The sequence below is a fragment of the Chryseobacterium sp. sg2396 genome (genome assembly GCF_042610505.1).
Classification (GTDB): Bacteria; Bacteroidota; Bacteroidia; order Flavobacteriales; family Weeksellaceae; genus Chryseobacterium.
The window spans coordinates 142,763-160,339 of sequence record NZ_JBHGAQ010000012.1 but is presented as its reverse complement, the minus strand read 5'-3'; the positions used below and the strand labels follow the sequence as shown (position 1 = coordinate 160,339).

Sequence of the window (17,577 nt, the reverse complement as noted above, 5' to 3'; positions counted from 1 at the left end):
ATTTGAAAAGCTTGAAAACATTTTTAAAATTTCTTCTTCTTAAGAACTTAAAATCTCCTATGGATTTTCACAGATCATGACGTGGTTTGGGCTCCGCTCAGCCATCGGACGGCCGTTCCTTACGATGATGGTGAATCATAATTTCAACACGCTGTTTGTCATTGACTGCGTCGAATCTGTGATTTCCGTAGGAATCTCAACATAGTATTAGAGAATAGTATGGAGATATTTGTCCTCTACTGTGATGAAATCTCCCACAGATTTGCGCAGATTTTCACAGATGACAGCGTTTATGTTAGCACATAAGTCACCGAGAAGATTTGAAAAGCTTGAAAACATTTTTAAAATTTCTTCTTCTTAAGAACTTAAAATCTCCTATGGATTTTCACAGATCATGACGTGGTTTGGGCTCCGCTCAGCCATCGGACGGCCGTTCCTTACGATGATGGTGAATCATAATTTCAACACGCTGTTTGTCATTGACTGCGTCGAATCTGTGATTTCCGTAGGAATCTCAACATAGTATTAGAGAATAGTATGGAGATATTTGTCCTCTACTGTGATGAAATCTCCCACAGATTTGCGCAGATTTTCACAGATGACAGCGTTTATGTTAGCACATAAGTCACCGAGAAGATTTGAATAGCCTGAAAATATCTTAAAATAAATCAGGTTATTTAACTTTATTCGCAGGCATCAGTGTCTTTTGTGACTTTTGTAGTTCAGTAAAAAAGTTTAAGCAGATATAAGAAGAAAGCAGTACATTCGTAAACGATTAACAAAATAACAAACAAGTAAATAAAAATAGTATGAAATCCATCCTAAAATCGGCGACCGTGCTCGTTGCGGCCATGACGATCTCTGTAAATGCCTTCGCGCAGGAAACCAAAAAACCGGCCAGCCCACCGATGACGGCGACGGGAAAAATCAAAGATGCCAACATCACCATCGCTTACAGCAGCCCATCCGTAAAAGGACGTACCATCTGGGGCGGCCTGGAAGCATATGACAAAGTATGGAGAGCCGGAGCCAACGAAGCCACCACGTTCGAAACGGATAAAGATATTACCGTTCAGGGCAAAAAACTGCCGGCCGGGAAATACAGCTTCTTCCTGATCCCGAAAGCCAGCGGAACCTGGACCGCCATCTTCAACAAAGAAGCCAAGCAATGGGGTGCCTACAAATACGAGCAGTCCAAAGACGCGTTACGGGTAGACGTAAAAACAAAAGCTTTACCAACCACCCAGGAAGCCTTAGTCTACAAAATCAACAAAAACGGTTTCACCATGGATTGGGATAAAATCTCCGTTCCTGTGGAAATTAAGTAAGTTTGAATTTGAAAAGTTAAATCCCGGTTTTGGCCGGGATTTTTTTATCGTAATAATGATTCAAAAATGTGAGGCATTTTATAGAAATGCTTAACTATTCAAGCGGAATTTGCAGAACAAATTGAAATTACTTCTTATAAATTATCATGAAAATAAATTTAATTGGTTTTATATTATTTATCTTAGAATATTAATTATAGATCTCCATAACATTTTTTAGTTCTGTTAGCTTATCAAAACTAAATTTAAAATTTGATATCTTCTATAATAACTTGATATTCACGGAAGTGAAAACAATAAAAATTTTTAACTAAAAAGTGAATTTTAAGATTTAAAACTTACAGAAAATAGCTGTATAAAAATTCGAAACCCTTGTTTTAATTTAAGAAACTTATAGCAAAAGAGAAAATGATTTTAGCACTAATTATTCAAAAAGCGAATTTGATTGAGCACTTTTGCCTCTAAATATTGATATATCATCTAACTTGACTAATTGAATGATTTAAAATTTCAAAGTAAATAATAGAAATCCAATTGATTAATTCCTCATTAATAAGTTTAAAAAATATATCACTTTCAACAATTTCAGTACTTTTGATATTTCTTTGACCTCCTACTGCAAAGTGAAAATATCTATTTCTTATATCTACAATTAGCTTGAATAAGTATCTATATTGAAAAGACAAACTAACATTTTTTGTGTTTGTAATTAGGTTTGATTCACTAATATAATTTTTTATAATTTGGTAGTAATTTCTAGCTAGCAATGATGGTAATGATGAAAAATTAAAGTCGATTTCAGAATCTAATAAAGTATCATCTAATGTTTTTTCTAAAAAAGCATCAAAAAATAATAATTCATTTTTAGATGTATCAAAATAATTTTTTAACTTACCATAAGTTCCGAAATAATCTCTTGAAAATGAAGAGTATACTAAAGGAAAGCTATAAGATATATATTCCAGAATTCTATATAAATGTAAAAAAGCTTTAGTATATGAATTTCTTTGTTTGCTAATAAAATATGCACAGAATTCTTCGATTAATAAATTATAGTAAGAATCATTATTATGATTTGTTTTGACCAAATAATTTTCCAAATCATTTAATTTAAGAGGATTTGATAAAGCGTTTCTAATTGGTTTTGTTGACGGTGTCCTTTTAAATTCTTTTCCTAGAATAGCATAATTCATTTGTTGTGAATATTCTTCATTAGTAAAATCATTTCTAATTTTAAGATTTCCCGTCAAAAGCCGAATTAAAATAGCTTCTTTTGGAATGGTTGTAGAAATAATTAAACTTGGCGTTAATTTCTTTTGATAAATAGGTGCGATAATTTCTAAGAAAGTATGGTTCATTAAAGTATATTGTCATTAAAATTATCTAATAATTCTATTTCATCTAAATCTCTTAATTCTTTAAATTTAGAAATATAATACTTTGTAAGATTTCTTCTTTCTTTACTTAATTTTATTGACGATAAATTCAGAGATTTAAACGCTTTTTCAAAAACTTTGATATTTTCATTAAATTCTATGTTATTTATATTTTTTATAAAATCATAAGACTTTTTTATACCAACACAAAAGCCAATTATATTGTTTGAGTTATCAAACCAACTTTTTAATTCTTTAGTTTCTGAAAAATTATTAATTAAACTGATAACATCTGAAAATTCTAAAGTCAAATTAGTAACCTTAGATTCCATTATCTTTTTCGTGATTAAGTTATCCATTTTTTCATCAATAATCTTTTTATTGTCGATTGACGTACTTTCTGTAATAAATGCTAAATAACCTTTTATAATGTTTGATTTTTCAAATGTATTCACATTTTTTTTATTCTTCCCTTTTTCCTTATCAGTAACTATTTTGATGGATAATTCATCAAATTGATAGATGTTACCTAGCAATATCTCAATTTGATGATTTGCTGACATCGGCTTTTGTCCATTATTTAAGGTAATCATACGATATAATAAATTATCCATTGAACTACAAACCAATATATTAAGAAATATTGGATGACGTAAATCGAGATTTTTATCCGATTCAGGATGTAAATATGCTGTATTTAAAGTATTTAATCTTTGGATACCATCGAGAATAAACATATTTTGAATATTATCTGTAATAAACTTCACTGCATCATCTAAATCGTCTGAAAATTTTGTTACATCTGTTATTATTGCTAATGTAATTGGAGGCATGATACACCCATCTAATAAATCATCCTTTAATCTTCTATAAAATGATGCATTTTGTAAGTTTCTTTGGATATCTAATCGATTAATGAGAGGATAAAAATTGTCAAGGGCGAATTTATAATTTGTTTTGCCTGTTATAAATTTACTTTTTATAACTAAATCATCATCTATTGTCGATAATATAATCATTTTAATTTTTTTTATGTAATGTACCAAATATACAAAAATGTAATATGTGGTGTTAATTTTAAAATTACGTAATGTATGCTAGTTTACACCAAAGGTATAAATTAAGTAAAAATATAAAGTAGACGTTATATGTATCAAACTTTGTAGAGACATGCAAAAAAAAGATTTAGACTTTATCTAATCCTACCCAAGCTGATCCATCATTACCAGTAACAACAATTTTAAAATCTTGGCTAACGTATTTGATAGTTTGTCTAACTAAATCTAATATGTCTTCTTTATTTTCAATTAAACCAATATAATGATATTGTGATCTTGGTAGATTAAAGAATTCTTTAGTATCAATATCTTGAATAACTTGAAAAGCTTCTATATTATACATAACTTCATGAAGTTTATTATATACTTCTGAGCTTGCTTTATGTAGTTCAATATGAATCATGAAACGCCCCATAATTTTTTATCCAAATATAGTGAAAAAGGTATTAGTTTTATATTTTGATAAGAAATTAACAGACTTAAACTATATTTCAAATAGTTTAGTATAGGCTTTTTGTTTATGATAATCCAAAGCCTTTTTTATTAAATAAAAACTACAAATAATAACTTCTTTAATTAATGTAATTATTTATACTTTGTTTTCAATTAGATTAATCAACTAAAATTATTATGGAAACAGATATTATAGACAAAATTTGTCATTAATACAAATAATAAAACTCTAGTCAGTATTTTTCAATTGTAAAATTCATCAAATCTCTAGGAGAAACATTCAATCCTTTGGCGAGATCAATCAATGTAGTAAACGCAAAGTTTCTTTTTCCATTTTCTATATCGCTTACGGTGCCTTTGGTCAATTTGGAACTGTTAAGGACAACTTCATCTTGGGTAAGCCCTGATTCAAGTCTTATTTTCTTGACGTGTTCTCCAAATTTTTTTAATATTTCTTCCTGTAAAGCATCCATGTATTACCACTTTATACAAAGGGCGTAATTTTTCCAATAAATTTTGTTACAAGAACTTGTAACAAGAGTGAATTTTTATATATTTGTAATACAGTAGGAAGGGATCATTTATAAATTATATTACATCTGCAGAAGAACAATTCCTCTGTATGATTAAAAAATCAATAACACACACACTTATGAAAAAGAACAGCATAAACTTTGAATCCCGGTTTTGGTCCGGCCGGAGCAAACTTTCACCCGTCGCTTTAGGGGACGTATTTTTCCAGTTCCATGACCTGCCCACGGCAAAGGAGCGGCTCAACCTGATGATGCAGTACGCGGTACAGGGGAAAACGCGGATCCCGGAAGATCCTTCGGTGGTCTTTCACTTCCACCAGTCGCTGCGGTCGCTGATCCGGGCAGGGTGGTGCCTCCGGAAGAAATCCGCGAAATGGGTAGGGGAGGCCGTTCCGGAGACCGGCAATCCGTTGCTGTACGGTTCACTTTCTGAGGAAGAATACCGCGAGCCGGTACGGGTGTTCCGCAAAGCTTTTAAGCAATACCGCCTTGAGGAATTAGAGGACTTCCTTTCGGACATCGTGTATTTCTCTCTCGGGACGTTCAACCATTTGCCGGAACGTGATATCGTCGGCCCATACCTTCACCTCATCAAAATGCTGGACGCCGCCTGGCTGATCGTGGAGCGGAAGAATAGGAAAAAAGAGCTTTTTCAATCTCTGCCACAGAAAGATGAGGTTTATATACCGTAGAAATCCTGAATCTTTCCAAACGATTCTCTAATACTAAGTTGAGATCCCTCCGGGATGACAAAAGGAATACTGAAATTATGTACATTCGGTGCCTGCAACCCTCAAAGCCTTTACCAGCGTGTTAAGAAAATCCTTCGAGAGCCTCAGGATGACATAATGGCAATATGAGTCTGCTTAACAAATTATTATTTTAATTCAAACTAAACAGTAGATGCGCACTGTCAGGCTGAGGCTCGCGAAGCCATGCCGCCATCTATGTCAATTTGCGGGAGAATTTTTTACCACAAACTAAAAATTTGTACAGGCATACAATAGAAAAGAGTAAATGAAAAATCCTGACATGGGCCAGGATTGTGTTTGAAGTGTTTTTTGATAAGCTTATACTACGGCAGACCTTATTTATGTTTACCATACCGGTTTGCTGTACTTGAATTTTTATAGCTGCCTCCTTTGTGGGAACTTCCGCTGCCACCTTTATAAGTTCCTCCGTGGCTTGAAGAATGTTTACTCCCCGAATATCGTTTCTGGGCATTTACGTTTTGAGAGGAGGCCATCAGCACTACCGCTGCGGCAATCGCCATTAGTTTTTTCATAGGTTCAATTTTTGAGTTTAAAAATAGATTTTATTTTTTTTCGCCCGGCTTGTGAATATGGGGTTTAAGCGCCGGATGTTTGGGTTGTGTTGCAGGTGTTACCCTTCTTCTTTCATCAGAAGTTCCGTCGCTCTTGTCCGGTTTAGGTCCGGGTTTAATGGATTCTACGTTGTTCATAATGAATATTGTTTTTAGTTACGGATGTAAAACTAAATCATTTTGATGTCTATTCCTTACGGGTTACCGTAAAGCAGATTCGTTCTAAAAATATTTTCAAACTATTCAAATCTTTTTCGTTACTGATGTGTTAACAGCATATCATCATCCGTAAGAATTCGTGCAATTTGTTTCCAAAGACAGTGTGTCTTTTTACTTGATCCGATCATAAACCCGTTGCGGTACTTTTGATAGATTTTTATTCTGGGATTTCATTAATGACAAATATTTTGCGTAATGTATTTTCGCCTGATCGTGATCCTGAATTTTCCAGAGCACATCTGCCAGATTAAGATAAGCAACAATCCGTTCCGGAAATTGACGAATGATTTGTTCCAGCAGAATTTTTGATTGTTGATTCGCGCCAATTTTTTCCAGATTGAAAGCCTGATTGTTCGCTGATTCTACATTACTGATCCTGAGATTACCGTTTTTTAAATCAGGATAACTGATAAAGAGATCCTCTGCAGAATATCGGAAATTTTTTGTCGCAAAAGGTATATTTTTAGAATCGTAAATGGACAATGATGAACCGTCCTGCTCAAAGTGATCCGGAAGTTCTGCCCCTAATGACTGTAGCTCTTCATAGGTTTTATTTAACAGGTTGAAGTTATCAAGGTATAATCTGGTCATCATCAATCCATCCTGTCCGAATTTTATGATTTCTTTATCTACTAAAAAAATTCCTGTATCCGAATAGATAAAATCATATTTTTCTTTGATCTTTGTTGAAGAAGCATTTTGGTCATAGAATAGTGAAAAACCGCGGTCATTATTTTGAATAAGCTCTGTAGAAACAGACATCTCATTGACGATAAGATTCTTATAAACGGTTTTTTTATTTTTATAGACCACTATTAAATCATCACCTTCGATTGTTACGTTAGGCGTCTGATCATTCTTGTCAGAATTTTGAGTCTTGCTTATGGACTTATGATCAATACGGTCGTTGACTTGTTCCTGGTGTTCTGATGGCTTTGCACACGAACTTATAAAAAAGCTGAATATTAATGTTAATAAAAAATGTTTTGTCATAAGTACTTATTTAAAATTTAAATGCTCATCATTTATTATGCTGTAGATCAGAAATTTTCCTGAATTATCTTTTTTTACTAAAACATCAATATTTGTTTTTGCTTCATCTTTCTCACCAAACTGTAAAAAACTTACTCTATACTCATCATTGTTTTTTAAAGGTTTTATTTCCAAGGATTTTTTGATGCTCTCGCCATTATAATCTTGCCCTTTTATGAAAGGGTCATAATCAATAATTAAATTTTCTGGATTTTTAGTTAAACTGTCAATTCTTTTTAAAACCCTGCTTGAAACAAAATCTTTCATTGATTTTTTTTTATCAAGAGGTTCGTCTGAACTGTAAAAATTAAGGTAAAAATCCTTGAGCATCTTAATAGCTTCTTCAGAATGTGTATTTTTCTGTACCATACTTGTTATTAAATACGGATTTTTCGTTTCCTGTTTACAATGGATAAAGAAAAAAGAGATAATTAAAAATGATATTATTTTCATATAGTTTTGCTTTTATAATTAATTGTTCCAGCGGTATATAGCATATTTTTTATCTATTGAATATTGGTTTGCAACCCAAAATGATTTCTGTTTAAAATCAGAAACCCATTGTGTGCCGTTCCACATAGCAACATGGCCATAAGGATGTCCTTTCACAGAACCGAAAGCTACAATATCTCCTTTTTTTAGAGTTATTGAATTTATATCGGTGCCCACCTTAGTGAATCCGTATTTTACCAATTTATCCGTATCGTAATATTCTGTAGCGTGTCCGAAAATATTCTTTATTCCTCCTGCATTTATCGCTTTTCTGACGTATTTTGCACAGGCACCTTCTGATTTGGGCAAGGCATTTTTATTTATGTAATCTACAGCAGACTCAATATTGTATTTTTCCTTGGTTTGTGGTTTTGATGTACTAGAGTTTTCCTTACAGTTGCATTCTTTGACTTTGAGGCATTTTTCTATTTTTTCAGCATATCCCTGTATTTTTGAGGCCTGATCTACACCATTAATAACCCTTCTTGCATTATAATAGTCCTTACTGTTATTGGTAATATAATCGGAAAGTTTTTTTCCTGTGAAAATACCTTTCTCACTACCATAAATCATAATCTTCACTGCTAATTCGTGATTAAGAGCATTTTCTCTGTTATCAACAAGATTTACACCAAATTTCTCCTGCATTTTTCGGTAATTTTTTTTCCACGTAAGCTGTACATAGCCTCGCCCATAGTATTTTTCACCGTCACCCTCTTTGGTATTTTCATTATCTTTAGCCATCTTTTTACGTTTGTCATTTTTACCTAAAACAGGATCGTACATTTCCTGAAAATATTTTTTTCTGACATTTGCGCTTAGCCAGTTTGCTTCTTCCACAGGGTCAAATGTATGCCCGGTTTCCAGTTTAGCAGTAGCTAATAGATAGGCAATATGATATTTATTGCAGCATCTTTTCTCATTAGAATAATATTCGGAAATGCTTCTGAACATTCTTCGGAGACTATTTTTAACAGAATTTGAGAGAGGGATTAATTTTCCCTGTTTATTTTTTTTAGGAAATTCTAACTCGTAATTTTTAAGGAAAAATTCTTCATCTATTATACAGCAATCGGTTTTTTTATCATTCTTCTTAGGTGTAGCATTAACTATCGTCGGGCTCTTTACATTTTCCACCTCCATCAGTCCATCCGAACTGACACCGAATTTTTGAGATTCAGCAGAGATATCAATAGGGATTACCTCAAGGAAATAATTCTGCTTTCCGGAGTCGGAATCCATACTCCCGAAATCTATTCCTTTGCTGAATATTCTCTGACTGATGGTAAAGCCGCCGGTAAGAATAAGATCGCTTACGACTTTAATTTTTCCACTTTCGTATATAAGGTCATTACTGCCCAGATCATATTCCCAAACTTTGTACTGGATATGTTTGCCCACCATTCCGCTCGTCTTGATTTTCACCTGGACTTTCTTTCCGACCTGAACTCTGGCTAATTTGCCGCCGCTGGCATCTGCAAAATAGGCATCCAGTATTTTTCCTTTCGCATCGGGTTGTTTCGGTGCTTGGTCGATAGGAGTAGCCGGGAATTTCGGGGAATCTGTTTTTGGTCTGGGTTTATAATCAGGATTAGCCACCAATACATTTACATGGCTTGCTTTCTCACCTTTCCCAAGATAGGTTGCCGTGATATAATACTCGTGGTTGGCCCCTTCGTCCCTGTCACCCCTCATCAGGAATTTGTCGGCGATCTGGCGCATAATCTTTTCATCTGCGCTTAAGGATATTTTTACTTCTGCAATGCCTTTTTCATTGACAATTGCTTTAAAGGTATGCGGAATTTTATTATTTTTATTAACCGCTGCATCATGTCCTTTACCGGGAGCATCATCTTCCCAAAGCTGGAATTCGATCTCCTTACCGAATAAGCCTGTGCAAAAAGCCTGAGCCACCAGCGTATCCCTGTAGCTTGCCTTGTTGACATCTTTCTTTCCTCTGTTGAAGAGAATAACTTTGTCGATCTGTGCGTTTTTATTGGTGGTAGGCGTTACTTCCAGTTTGCCGAATAGCTTTTTTGATGGTTCCACACTAGGTAAAAGTCCCTGTACAACCTCAAAAACCCGTATCTCGAACAGATCTCCGGCCACAGGTTCAAAGAACTTATAATCTACATTGTTTCCTTTTTTCGGAATACCGTTTTTTGTAATATCGATCCAGCTGCCTCTTTTCTGTTTTTTAAAAAGATACCATTCATAGCTGCCGGCGGTACTGACGAAAGGGATAGCACCAAAAAGATTGATCGCATAAGAATTAGTCTCTCCGACTATTGGATTTTGATTACCTGTAATCGTTCCCATATTTATTCGTAATACAATTGATCCGACTCATTCATTTCTTCCTTAAATTCTTCAAAATCCATCACGGGATTATACGTCTGCTGTTCCCTGGAATCCGCGTTGTTCACATGGCTTTTTCCGGCTTCACTCTGCTGTCCGTGTTTCATCACCGTAATCTTCCCGCCTGTTGTGCACATCAGTTCGGAACGTTCGGTCACGGCGCTTTTGCCCATCACCTTTACTTTTTCGTATGTTTTTGTCCATTTTCCGGCAGGGGAGTAAGCGCATGGATTACCGTTTTTTATACTGCAGGTGCCAAAGGGCGTAGTTGCAGGATTAAAGGTGAGATCGTCTTCCGTTACCGCGAGATAATCATGTTCGCCGTTCTCATCATTCCAATAGTGTTTTTGATGACTGGTCACTTTAAAGTTCGGGAACTTGGAGCCTTTGTCGCAGCAGGCCGTTCCTTTCTGGACTACAAGGTATTTCCCGTCGTGTTCATTGGAACTGCTTTCAGTCTTTTTATTTTCCTCTTTTGGGTCATCAGTTTTCTCAGTCGGTTCCGTTTTTTCTTCATCCCCAGCATCAGGTTCTTCATTGACCTCTTCATCAAAACCATTCATATCACCGTCAACGAGGTCATGATCATTCAGGAATGTTGAAAAACCGGATTGAAAAACAGCCGGGTCTTTTCCGGATTTATTATTTTCATCAGGATATTTTTTCATTGGAGATCAGTTTTATTGTTTGTTTCCGGTAGAGTTCATCCTCACTGTTTAAAATAACGAAAGCCTCTGCCTGAAGCATTTTTTTTGTTTTCTTATCGGTGCGGTAACGGAATTCTATTTCACCGTCTGCCGGTTCTTCTGGTTCTTCGGTGAACCGTACCCCGCGCAATATTTCCTGTATACTGAGAGGTTCTTCAATATAACCTCTGAGCAGAGTTTCTGCTGTTTCAGGTTCCGCATGATGATATTCCGCATTCATTCTGCATTTTACCGGAAAAGAATTCTGAACAAAACAGAAATCTTCCGGCCAGTTACCGGTTTTATGAAACCATTCCATCTTCGGAAAAATCAACTGATAGAGGAGGGTAGAGGAAAACTGTTTCAGGATATACTCCCGATTTCCCAGATTTGCCTGGAATTTGTCAAGGTAAGCCTTATAAACCTCGCCGATAAAAAAGTTTTCCAAGTCAGGTCGTTTTTCCTGAAATCTCTGTTTCAGCTTTTCAAATTCAAAGATCCCGGAGAGTTTTCCCGCAAAAGTAATAGTGAAAAAGATAGGAGAGATACTTTCCATACAGGCCAAAGAGATCTCGCTCATTTTATCATCAGGAACTGTTCCGTTTTTTTTGAAATCATAACATCGTACTTCTGCAATATAATCTGCAATACCGGTTTCCTGAATTTTTTTCAAACCGATATCCACTTGATAATCAATTTCAAGATCGTTTCCGGAAAGACCCGAAAAAGTTTCTTTCACAAAATAACGGTCTGCATAGAAATCTTCAGTGAGGTGGAGTGGAGGAAGGTCTTTGTCGGCTTCCCTTTTCAGTTGTTCCGGGCTTTTGTATTCTTTCGGAATGATAATTTGCTTTATACCAACCAGATTATCGAACCACAATCTCTCCATTTTCCCACAATGGGCATTGTGGAAATCCTTCAGCTGATTTCCCGTCATTCCGATGGTACCTCCGATTTTGTCGAGGGTATCTCCGGGCTTTACCTGGTAGAGCAAAATATTTTCATTCATGATTGGATTTGTTGTAACACTGATTTCAGCATGATAAATTTAGTAAATAAAATATCACCATTCAAAGAATAATCGTTGTTTTGAAAAATTTTCTATCAGTCATTTTCGGATGAGCAGATAATATCAGAATAATCATAACTTTTTACTAATTAAATAAATATGATTACCTGAATAAGAGAATACAAAAGCTGAAATGGCAGCCTCGATAGGATTAAAAACCTGTAAACGCTCACTTTGCTTAAGGCATAAATGAAAAGTAAATATAAAATAAAATCCCGGATCAAATTACTTATTGGGCTTAATCTTATGATTTGCTATTAAAACAGTCAGTCGTTATTTTAACAGGAAAAACTTCCGGTACATGGCTTCCAACTTCCAGCCTTTTAAAGTGGTTTCGACTAATTACTTATCAATCAGGATAAAAGATTCGTGGCATCTGAAGATTTTGTACGATAATTGTATATCCTATACCATCACCAATCTAAAATAAAAAAGTATGAAAAATTTAATTGCAGCAGCATTCGTAATAGGCGGTTTTGTCACGGTGTCTGCACAGACGACGACAACCACCACGACCAGAACAAATATCGGAACGATGAACAGCGGTACCGGAATTATGAATAACGGTACCAACAACACGTTGAATGGCAACGGCCTCCTGAATAACGGAACTACAGGAACTATTAAAACAAACAGTTCCCTCAATACCGGCTCCGGTACCCTGAACACAGGAACCAACGGGACTTTAAACACCAACAGTACCCTTAATAACGGAGCCACCGGAACGATGAATAATAACGGTATGCTGAATAATGGCACTACCGGTACATTGAATACGGGTAACGGAGTATTAAAAACCGGAACCAACAATACAGTAAAGTATGGAACCACGGGTACCTTAAATACCAGCGGAACCATGAATACCAGTACACCCAAATAAAATACCGAAAAATAGAGAACAAAGTAACCTGTAAATATTTGAGAGGCTGTCTAAAAAATTAGACAGCCTCAGTTTTTTCTTTTGTGATATGCCGGTTTAGAATAAAATCTTTGTATTAAAAAATTCCCACGCGGACTTTGCAGATGGCGCAGATTTTCTTTGTGGAAAGTTTTTAAAAGCAAAGGCAAATAAATTTGCTGCGCGAAGCTTGAACATGCACTTTATCAAATCAGCCTGCTGATTCATTCTTTGCTCACTTTAAATATGCAGGTTTTTAAACAAAATCTTTGCCTTAAAAAAGCCTCACGCAGATTTTCAGATGGCGCAGATTGCGTTATATCTTCACCATTCTTATATAAATCTTATATAAACTGATCATTTGAAAATTCCCGTGAAGCTGTCTTTTTCCAGCTTATCCAGAGAAAAATCAAAATCGGCTTCTTCCCGATGAGGAACAATTTCCGCACCCAGCTCCTGAATCAGATGATTAAAGGAAAGCGGCTCGTACCATTGCTGGTACAGCGCATTAGTGGCCATCACCGAAACTTCCGTATTTCCGGAAACATGCGAGTGTCCGGCACCGAAATTCAGCAGTACAAAGCATTGTTTTTCATTTTTGGGCAACAGCATCCCTACAATGGTCTGCTTCTGAACCGACTGGCATCTGGCTTCCGCAAAGAGATTGTTCGGATTCATCATATAATCGTAGGAAACCGCATCGCCTTTTCCGATGATGATCTTGTATCCGCAGTCGCTGTTACCGTTGAAAACATTGCTCATGACCAAAGTCGGTGCGGCCAGTCCGCGGTTGGCGTAAAGGTATTCCACGGCTCCATCAGGGGCATTGGTGATATCCCCGGAGTACATCAGCTGGCCTTCATTCTGATTATAGGCGGCATTCCAACCGATCTTTCCGGCGATATTCAGTCCGGAAAGGTCGAGATCAAAGGCGCCCCAGGCATTTTTCCAGTAAATTCCGACGGCCAGTCTTTCTCCGAAGAATCTGGTTCCTGTCGGAATATTCCCTACGAACATCTTTTCGGAAGTCGGGAGGCCAAATTCCACATTTTCGGGGAAATAGAACTTCTTTCCGGAAAAATTATACTTTGATTTTAAATAGGTTAAAATAAAACCGTAGTTCAATTCATTTACTGAAGTTCCTGTCGACTGCTTCGTCCATGATTTACCGTTCCGGACTCTGTACACAAAAGTATTCTGGCCGTACATCCTTGCATAACATGCGGATAAAGCCTTAAACAAGGCAAACGGCGTTGCATTTTCCATCCAGTGCAGGTCGCTGTTTTCCAGCAGCATATTCGTGGCATTATTCAACGGGTTGGAAACCAACGGCTGATGATGGACTTTGGACAGCTTTGAAATTCTGTTAATCGTTTTCGGAGCCCTGTTTTTATAAGCCAGGAACAGAGGCTTGAAGCGGTTGAAAATCTGAGCCAGCTTTTCCAGTCCGAAACTTTCAAAAAGCCAGGTCGGATTGAATTTACTCTGTATGATCCTGTTGATCAGATCATCATTTTTTATCAGTAATGTTTCCCTGGTCGTTTTATAGACCACATACCGGAAAAACTCAACGGGATTTTCAGGGAAAATGTCGTAACGGTCGGCAATTTTAATGATGGCTTCTTTGTTCCGGATGTTTTCTTTTCCGGTAAAATCGTAATGCAGATCGTTATGTAAAACGGAGAGCACATCATCAATGGTTTCTTCTTTCAGGGCGATGCCTGAACTTAGAAGGGAAAGACATTTTTCAGTCATTTCCTTTTCCGTATAGGCTTTAATAACTTTGAAAGTCAGCTTCAGATCCGGCACATTCAGGACTTCATTCGGAATAAAAATCTCCCCCCTGAAATCACTTCCGTAGGTAGAAATATAATGGTATACCTGCTCCAAAAGCAATTGTGCTCTGGTGCTCTCTTTGATCTTCTGCCAGGATTTATGAAAGGTTTTGTTTAAATCGTTTCCGTTCAGCTTTTCCCTGGCATAATAAGAAAGAATTTGATTCTTTGCCCATAAAGCGTTAGGTTCAATGATAAAACCATCGTCTGAAATAAAAGCTTCTGCAGGAGACTCCTTCGCCAAAACGGCATTGAATAATTGTAGTGTTTTCATGGTTTTGTTTTATTAATAGGTGAGGAGTAAGTTTTCTTTAAGTGAATAATATAGGAACTCCTTTTACCTGTAGTTTGTAAAAAGCGGGGAGTAATTTTCCAAAAATCATAGAAACTCCTTTTGCTTTACATCTTTATAAAAGGCGGAAAGTAAGGTCTAAATATATAGGAACTTTCTGTGCCATAATTTTTTTTGAGGGACAGGCAGGGCTCGAACCTGCGACACACACTCGTAATTTACAGGAACTTTATTTGCCAATGGCGGAAAGTAATCTGTTGCTCTACCATCTGAGCTACTGCCCCTGCCGTATAAAAAGTTTTCATGAGCCCTGCAGACTTTCACATCTGCAAGGCTAGGTTATTAGTTTATGTTTTAATTAAATAAAAATATGTGTCTCATCTTTGAGTTTCAAACGCAAGAATTTTATAATGAAATTTCATTAATTTTGGTTCTTATAAATCATTCTACTTCGGAAAATGGAGCGTTTAAAAAATTAAAATTTTATCCGTTAAAAAATTCCCACTGTTCGAAGCGCGACTATAATTTTGAACCGAAGAATGCCTCTTGAACTCGCGCAAGTTTTGGGAATTTTAGGATGAAGTTTTAATTTTTAGCGGAAGTTTCCAGGTCTTGAATTTTTGTTTCTTTTGTTTGACGATGTCGAATCTTCGATTTCAAGACAAAAGAAAAATCAACTTTTTCTGAACTTCTTCTTTCTCTTCCACGGCGCGTTCTTCTGCACATCCCCCGCCATGATACATCCGTACGGCATCACTTCATCCAGGACTTCACACAACCCGTATTCTTCGATCTGTGCCCTCACGTTCTTTGCGCTTTTATAGGCGGTCGGCAGCTCGGAAATATCGATTTCGTTGGTAAAGAAACGAACATCCAGTCCCTTGGTTTCCTCGGCAAATACTTCCTCAATGGTTTTATGGGCCAGTGATTTTTTATGCTGCGTCCTGCTGAAATTTCTTCCGGCTCCGTGCGGTGCAAAACCGAGGTTTCTTTCGTTGGTGTTCCCTTTCACGATCAGAACGGGTTCTGACATGTTTAAAGGAATCAGCCTTGGTCCTGTAATATCCGGCAGGAACTTATCGTCCAGTGGAGTGGCTCCTTTCGCGTGGTAGAACAGATCGCCGTCTTTGAAGACGAAATTATGTTCGTTCCAGTACCGGTCTTCTTTTTCAATTTCCATTTTATGTAAAACGGCATCGTGAATGGAAGTATGGTTTTCTTTGGTCCAGGCTCTTATCAATTGCAGGGCTTCCCAGTATGATTTTCCTTCTTCGGTATCATACGGGATCCAGGCGTTTTCCCTAAGGGTTTCCGGGGAAATCTCCATCCTGAACCGGTTGGCCACCTTCATTCCTTTATCGTACAGCGCCGCGCCCGGTGCTCTTGATCCGTGGTGGGTCACCAGCATCGTGTTCCCTGTGTTTCTGGAGATCCCCACGAACAGGAAATGGTTTCCGTCGCCCTGGGTTCCCATATGCGAACGGGCAATGCTGATCAGTTTTTCGTCATTCAGGAAGTCGTTTTCCCTAAAGGCATCCATCAGCTCCTGTGACATCGGCATCTGTTCTCCTCTTGGCCTTCCTCCGTACCCGAAATGCGTCACCGAATGGGCGGCATCCAGTACGGTCTTAGGGTCGGCTTTTCCAAAATCCGTCAGCATCACCGAACAGCAGATATCCGCACTATGGAATCCCGGGTGAATGGCATTTTTCGCAACCACGACACCTCCTACCGGAATATTTCCCACAGGGCCTGTAGGACAGGCATCCGGCATAATGGCTCCTTCGATCAGGGTCGGGGTTTTCATCAGCACTTTCATGGTGTTGATCACCTTTTCCACATTGTCGTTCTCGCTTTCGTGCTCTGCTTTGATGTTAATTATGAAGTCCTTTGCTGTTTCGTGGAGTGGAATCAGTTCGGGTTGCCGAAACTGTTCCAGATATGTTTTGATCTGGTCCTGATCCAGATTATTTTCGTTAATGAATTCAATGGCTTCTTTAAACCATTTTGCCGGTCGGTATCCTAATTCGATTAAGTTATTTCCGTTAAATTCCATGAGTTCTTTCATTTTGTTGATGCAAAGTAACGGTGCAAGTATGCAATCTTTTTGCGCAGATCTGTTTTTTTTAATTATTTTTGAAAAAATTATAAACAATGTTATTTGAAAACTTAGAAAAATCAGCGGAAGACATTCAGTTCAAAGATGTTATTGCTTTTATTGATGAACATTACGATTTCACACTGACGAAATTTACCAACGGGAATACGGTGAATGAAGCCGGGCAGAATAACGGTTCGTGCAAAGTTTTCAGTTTTGCGCAGTTAAATGATCTTTCCAAACAGGAAACCCTGAACCTTTTCGGGGAGTTTTACCGGGAAGACGTGCTGAAAAATCCGGAAGGAACCGATCACCAGAATATCCGGAACTTTATGCAGACCGGTTGGGAAGGAATTTCTTTTGAAGGAAAAGCCCTGGAGAGAAGATAAGTTGTTTAATCTTAAATAGGATTGTTGAGTTAAACCTCATAGGTTTTCAAAACCTATGAGGTTTGGAGGAATGTCTCTTTTTACTACACCCCGCGTGAGGGATGTGCATGGCCCGACCAAAGGGAGGGGTTCCGGCG

Annotated in this window: 17 protein-coding genes and 1 tRNA gene; 4 read left to right on the top strand and 14 right to left on the bottom strand. The window is 37.0% G+C overall.

What is annotated here, in order from left to right; all coding sequences use genetic code 11:
* Positions 1–809 precede the first annotated feature (809 nt).
* Positions 810–1,328 (top strand): DUF2911 domain-containing protein, encoded by a 519-nt coding sequence (locus tag ACED20_RS13810; protein WP_146943360.1) that lies wholly within the window; start codon positions 810–812, stop codon positions 1,326–1,328.
* A 476-nt stretch (positions 1,329–1,804) separates the two neighbouring features.
* On the opposite strand, the gene ACED20_RS13805 is transcribed toward ACED20_RS13810, so the two are convergent.
* The 4 genes from ACED20_RS13805 to ACED20_RS13790 all read right to left on the bottom strand — a co-directional run bounded on the left by ACED20_RS13805 (position 1,805) and on the right by ACED20_RS13790 (position 4,688).
* Positions 1,805–2,686 (bottom strand): hypothetical protein, encoded by an 882-nt coding sequence (locus tag ACED20_RS13805; protein ID WP_378105228.1) that lies wholly within the window; start codon positions 2,684–2,686, stop codon positions 1,805–1,807.
* Positions 2,686–3,723: a hypothetical protein gene (locus ACED20_RS13800; protein ID WP_378105225.1), complete on the bottom strand. Its 1,038-nt coding sequence runs from the start codon at positions 3,721–3,723 to the stop codon at positions 2,686–2,688. Before ACED20_RS13800 ends, ACED20_RS13805 begins: the two co-directional genes overlap by 1 nt.
* Positions 3,724–3,889: 166 nt before the next feature.
* Positions 3,890–4,177, bottom strand: coding sequence for a hypothetical protein (locus tag ACED20_RS13795; protein ID WP_378105222.1), 288 nt, complete (start codon positions 4,175–4,177; stop codon positions 3,890–3,892).
* A 271-nt stretch (positions 4,178–4,448) separates the two neighbouring features.
* Complete coding sequence (locus ACED20_RS13790; protein ID WP_378105220.1) at positions 4,449–4,688, bottom strand: helix-turn-helix domain-containing protein; 240 nt, start codon at positions 4,686–4,688, stop codon at positions 4,449–4,451.
* A gap of 179 nt (positions 4,689–4,867) precedes the next feature.
* Between ACED20_RS13790 and ACED20_RS13785 the strand changes: the two genes are divergently transcribed.
* Complete coding sequence (locus ACED20_RS13785) at positions 4,868–5,440, top strand: hypothetical protein (RefSeq protein ID WP_378105218.1); 573 nt, start codon at positions 4,868–4,870, stop codon at positions 5,438–5,440.
* 395 nt (positions 5,441–5,835) lie between these two features.
* Here the strand turns inward: ACED20_RS13785 and ACED20_RS13780 are convergent, their stop codons facing one another.
* The 7 genes from ACED20_RS13780 to ACED20_RS13750 form a co-directional block, all read right to left on the bottom strand.
* On the bottom strand, positions 5,836–6,033 hold the full coding sequence (locus ACED20_RS13780; protein WP_294198130.1) for a hypothetical protein: 198 nt from the start codon (positions 6,031–6,033) through the stop codon (positions 5,836–5,838).
* A gap of 30 nt (positions 6,034–6,063) precedes the next feature.
* The gene (locus ACED20_RS13775) at positions 6,064–6,210 is read right to left on the bottom strand and encodes a hypothetical protein (protein ID WP_294198132.1); all 147 of its coding nucleotides are present in this window, start codon (positions 6,208–6,210) and stop codon (positions 6,064–6,066) included.
* A 192-nt stretch (positions 6,211–6,402) separates the two neighbouring features.
* Complete coding sequence (locus ACED20_RS13770) at positions 6,403–7,284, bottom strand: tetratricopeptide repeat protein (protein ID WP_378105215.1); 882 nt, start codon at positions 7,282–7,284, stop codon at positions 6,403–6,405.
* A gap of 6 nt (positions 7,285–7,290) precedes the next feature.
* Positions 7,291–7,776 (bottom strand): DUF3828 domain-containing protein, encoded by a 486-nt coding sequence (locus ACED20_RS13765; RefSeq protein ID WP_294198136.1) that lies wholly within the window; start codon positions 7,774–7,776, stop codon positions 7,291–7,293.
* 18 nt (positions 7,777–7,794) lie between these two features.
* Entirely contained in the window at positions 7,795–10,134 is a 2,340-nt protein-coding gene (locus ACED20_RS13760) for a hypothetical protein (RefSeq protein ID WP_378105212.1), read from the bottom strand.
* 2 nt (positions 10,135–10,136) lie between these two features.
* Positions 10,137–10,841, bottom strand: a complete 705-nt coding sequence (locus ACED20_RS13755; protein WP_294198140.1) for a DUF4280 domain-containing protein — start codon at positions 10,839–10,841, stop codon at positions 10,137–10,139.
* The gene (locus ACED20_RS13750; protein WP_378105210.1) at positions 10,825–11,868 is read right to left on the bottom strand and encodes a hypothetical protein; all 1,044 of its coding nucleotides are present in this window, start codon (positions 11,866–11,868) and stop codon (positions 10,825–10,827) included. Before ACED20_RS13750 ends, ACED20_RS13755 begins: the two co-directional genes overlap by 17 nt.
* A gap of 496 nt (positions 11,869–12,364) precedes the next feature.
* Here ACED20_RS13750 and ACED20_RS13745 point away from each other — a divergent pair, with 496 nt between their 5' ends.
* A complete protein-coding gene (locus tag ACED20_RS13745) occupies positions 12,365–12,808 on the top strand; it encodes a hypothetical protein (RefSeq protein ID WP_378105207.1) in 444 nt (147 codons plus the stop codon).
* Between the two features lie 375 nt (positions 12,809–13,183).
* Here the strand turns inward: ACED20_RS13745 and ACED20_RS13740 are convergent, their stop codons facing one another.
* From ACED20_RS13740 to ACED20_RS13730, 3 genes are all read right to left on the bottom strand, one after another.
* Complete coding sequence (locus tag ACED20_RS13740) at positions 13,184–14,935, bottom strand: hypothetical protein (protein ID WP_378105206.1); 1,752 nt, start codon at positions 14,933–14,935, stop codon at positions 13,184–13,186.
* 195 nt (positions 14,936–15,130) lie between these two features.
* Positions 15,131–15,237 (bottom strand) — tRNA-OTHER (locus ACED20_RS13735).
* Positions 15,238–15,626: 389 nt separating this feature from the next.
* Positions 15,627–17,009 carry an RtcB family protein gene (locus ACED20_RS13730; protein ID WP_378105237.1) on the bottom strand — a complete coding sequence of 461 codons (1,383 nt, stop codon included), beginning with the start codon at positions 17,007–17,009 and terminating at the stop codon, positions 15,627–15,629.
* Between the two features lie 98 nt (positions 17,010–17,107).
* On the opposite strand from ACED20_RS13730, the gene ACED20_RS13725 reads away from it, so the two are divergent.
* Entirely contained in the window at positions 17,108–17,440 is a 333-nt protein-coding gene (locus tag ACED20_RS13725) for a HopJ type III effector protein (RefSeq protein WP_294222846.1), read from the top strand.
* Positions 17,441–17,577: the final 137 nt, after the last annotated feature.

Excerpts from the sequence above, each read along its gene's own strand:
- ACED20_RS13810 (WP_146943360.1), top strand. The coding sequence starts at position 810 with ATGAAATCCATCCTAAAATCGGCGACCGTGCTCGTTGCGGCCATGACG.
- ACED20_RS13805 (WP_378105228.1), bottom strand. The coding sequence starts at position 2,686 with ATGAACCATACTTTCTTAGAAATTATCGCACCTATTTATCAAAAGAAA.
- ACED20_RS13800 (WP_378105225.1), bottom strand. The coding sequence starts at position 3,723 with ATGATTATATTATCGACAATAGATGATGATTTAGTTATAAAAAGTAAA.
- ACED20_RS13795 (WP_378105222.1), bottom strand. The coding sequence starts at position 4,177 with ATGGGGCGTTTCATGATTCATATTGAACTACATAAAGCAAGCTCAGAA.
- ACED20_RS13790 (WP_378105220.1), bottom strand. The coding sequence starts at position 4,688 with ATGGATGCTTTACAGGAAGAAATATTAAAAAAATTTGGAGAACACGTC.
- ACED20_RS13785 (WP_378105218.1), top strand. The coding sequence starts at position 4,868 with ATGAAAAAGAACAGCATAAACTTTGAATCCCGGTTTTGGTCCGGCCGG.
- ACED20_RS13780 (WP_294198130.1), bottom strand. The coding sequence starts at position 6,033 with ATGAAAAAACTAATGGCGATTGCCGCAGCGGTAGTGCTGATGGCCTCC.
- ACED20_RS13775 (WP_294198132.1), bottom strand. The coding sequence starts at position 6,210 with ATGAACAACGTAGAATCCATTAAACCCGGACCTAAACCGGACAAGAGC.
- ACED20_RS13770 (WP_378105215.1), bottom strand. The coding sequence starts at position 7,284 with ATGACAAAACATTTTTTATTAACATTAATATTCAGCTTTTTTATAAGT.
- ACED20_RS13765 (WP_294198136.1), bottom strand. The coding sequence starts at position 7,776 with ATGAAAATAATATCATTTTTAATTATCTCTTTTTTCTTTATCCATTGT.
- ACED20_RS13760 (WP_378105212.1), bottom strand. The coding sequence starts at position 10,134 with ATGGGAACGATTACAGGTAATCAAAATCCAATAGTCGGAGAGACTAAT.
- ACED20_RS13755 (WP_294198140.1), bottom strand. The coding sequence starts at position 10,841 with ATGAAAAAATATCCTGATGAAAATAATAAATCCGGAAAAGACCCGGCT.
- ACED20_RS13750 (WP_378105210.1), bottom strand. The coding sequence starts at position 11,868 with ATGAATGAAAATATTTTGCTCTACCAGGTAAAGCCCGGAGATACCCTC.
- ACED20_RS13745 (WP_378105207.1), top strand. The coding sequence starts at position 12,365 with ATGAAAAATTTAATTGCAGCAGCATTCGTAATAGGCGGTTTTGTCACG.
- ACED20_RS13740 (WP_378105206.1), bottom strand. The coding sequence starts at position 14,935 with ATGAAAACACTACAATTATTCAATGCCGTTTTGGCGAAGGAGTCTCCT.
- ACED20_RS13730 (WP_378105237.1), bottom strand. The coding sequence starts at position 17,009 with ATGGAATTTAACGGAAATAACTTAATCGAATTAGGATACCGACCGGCA.
- ACED20_RS13725 (WP_294222846.1), top strand. The coding sequence starts at position 17,108 with ATGTTATTTGAAAACTTAGAAAAATCAGCGGAAGACATTCAGTTCAAA.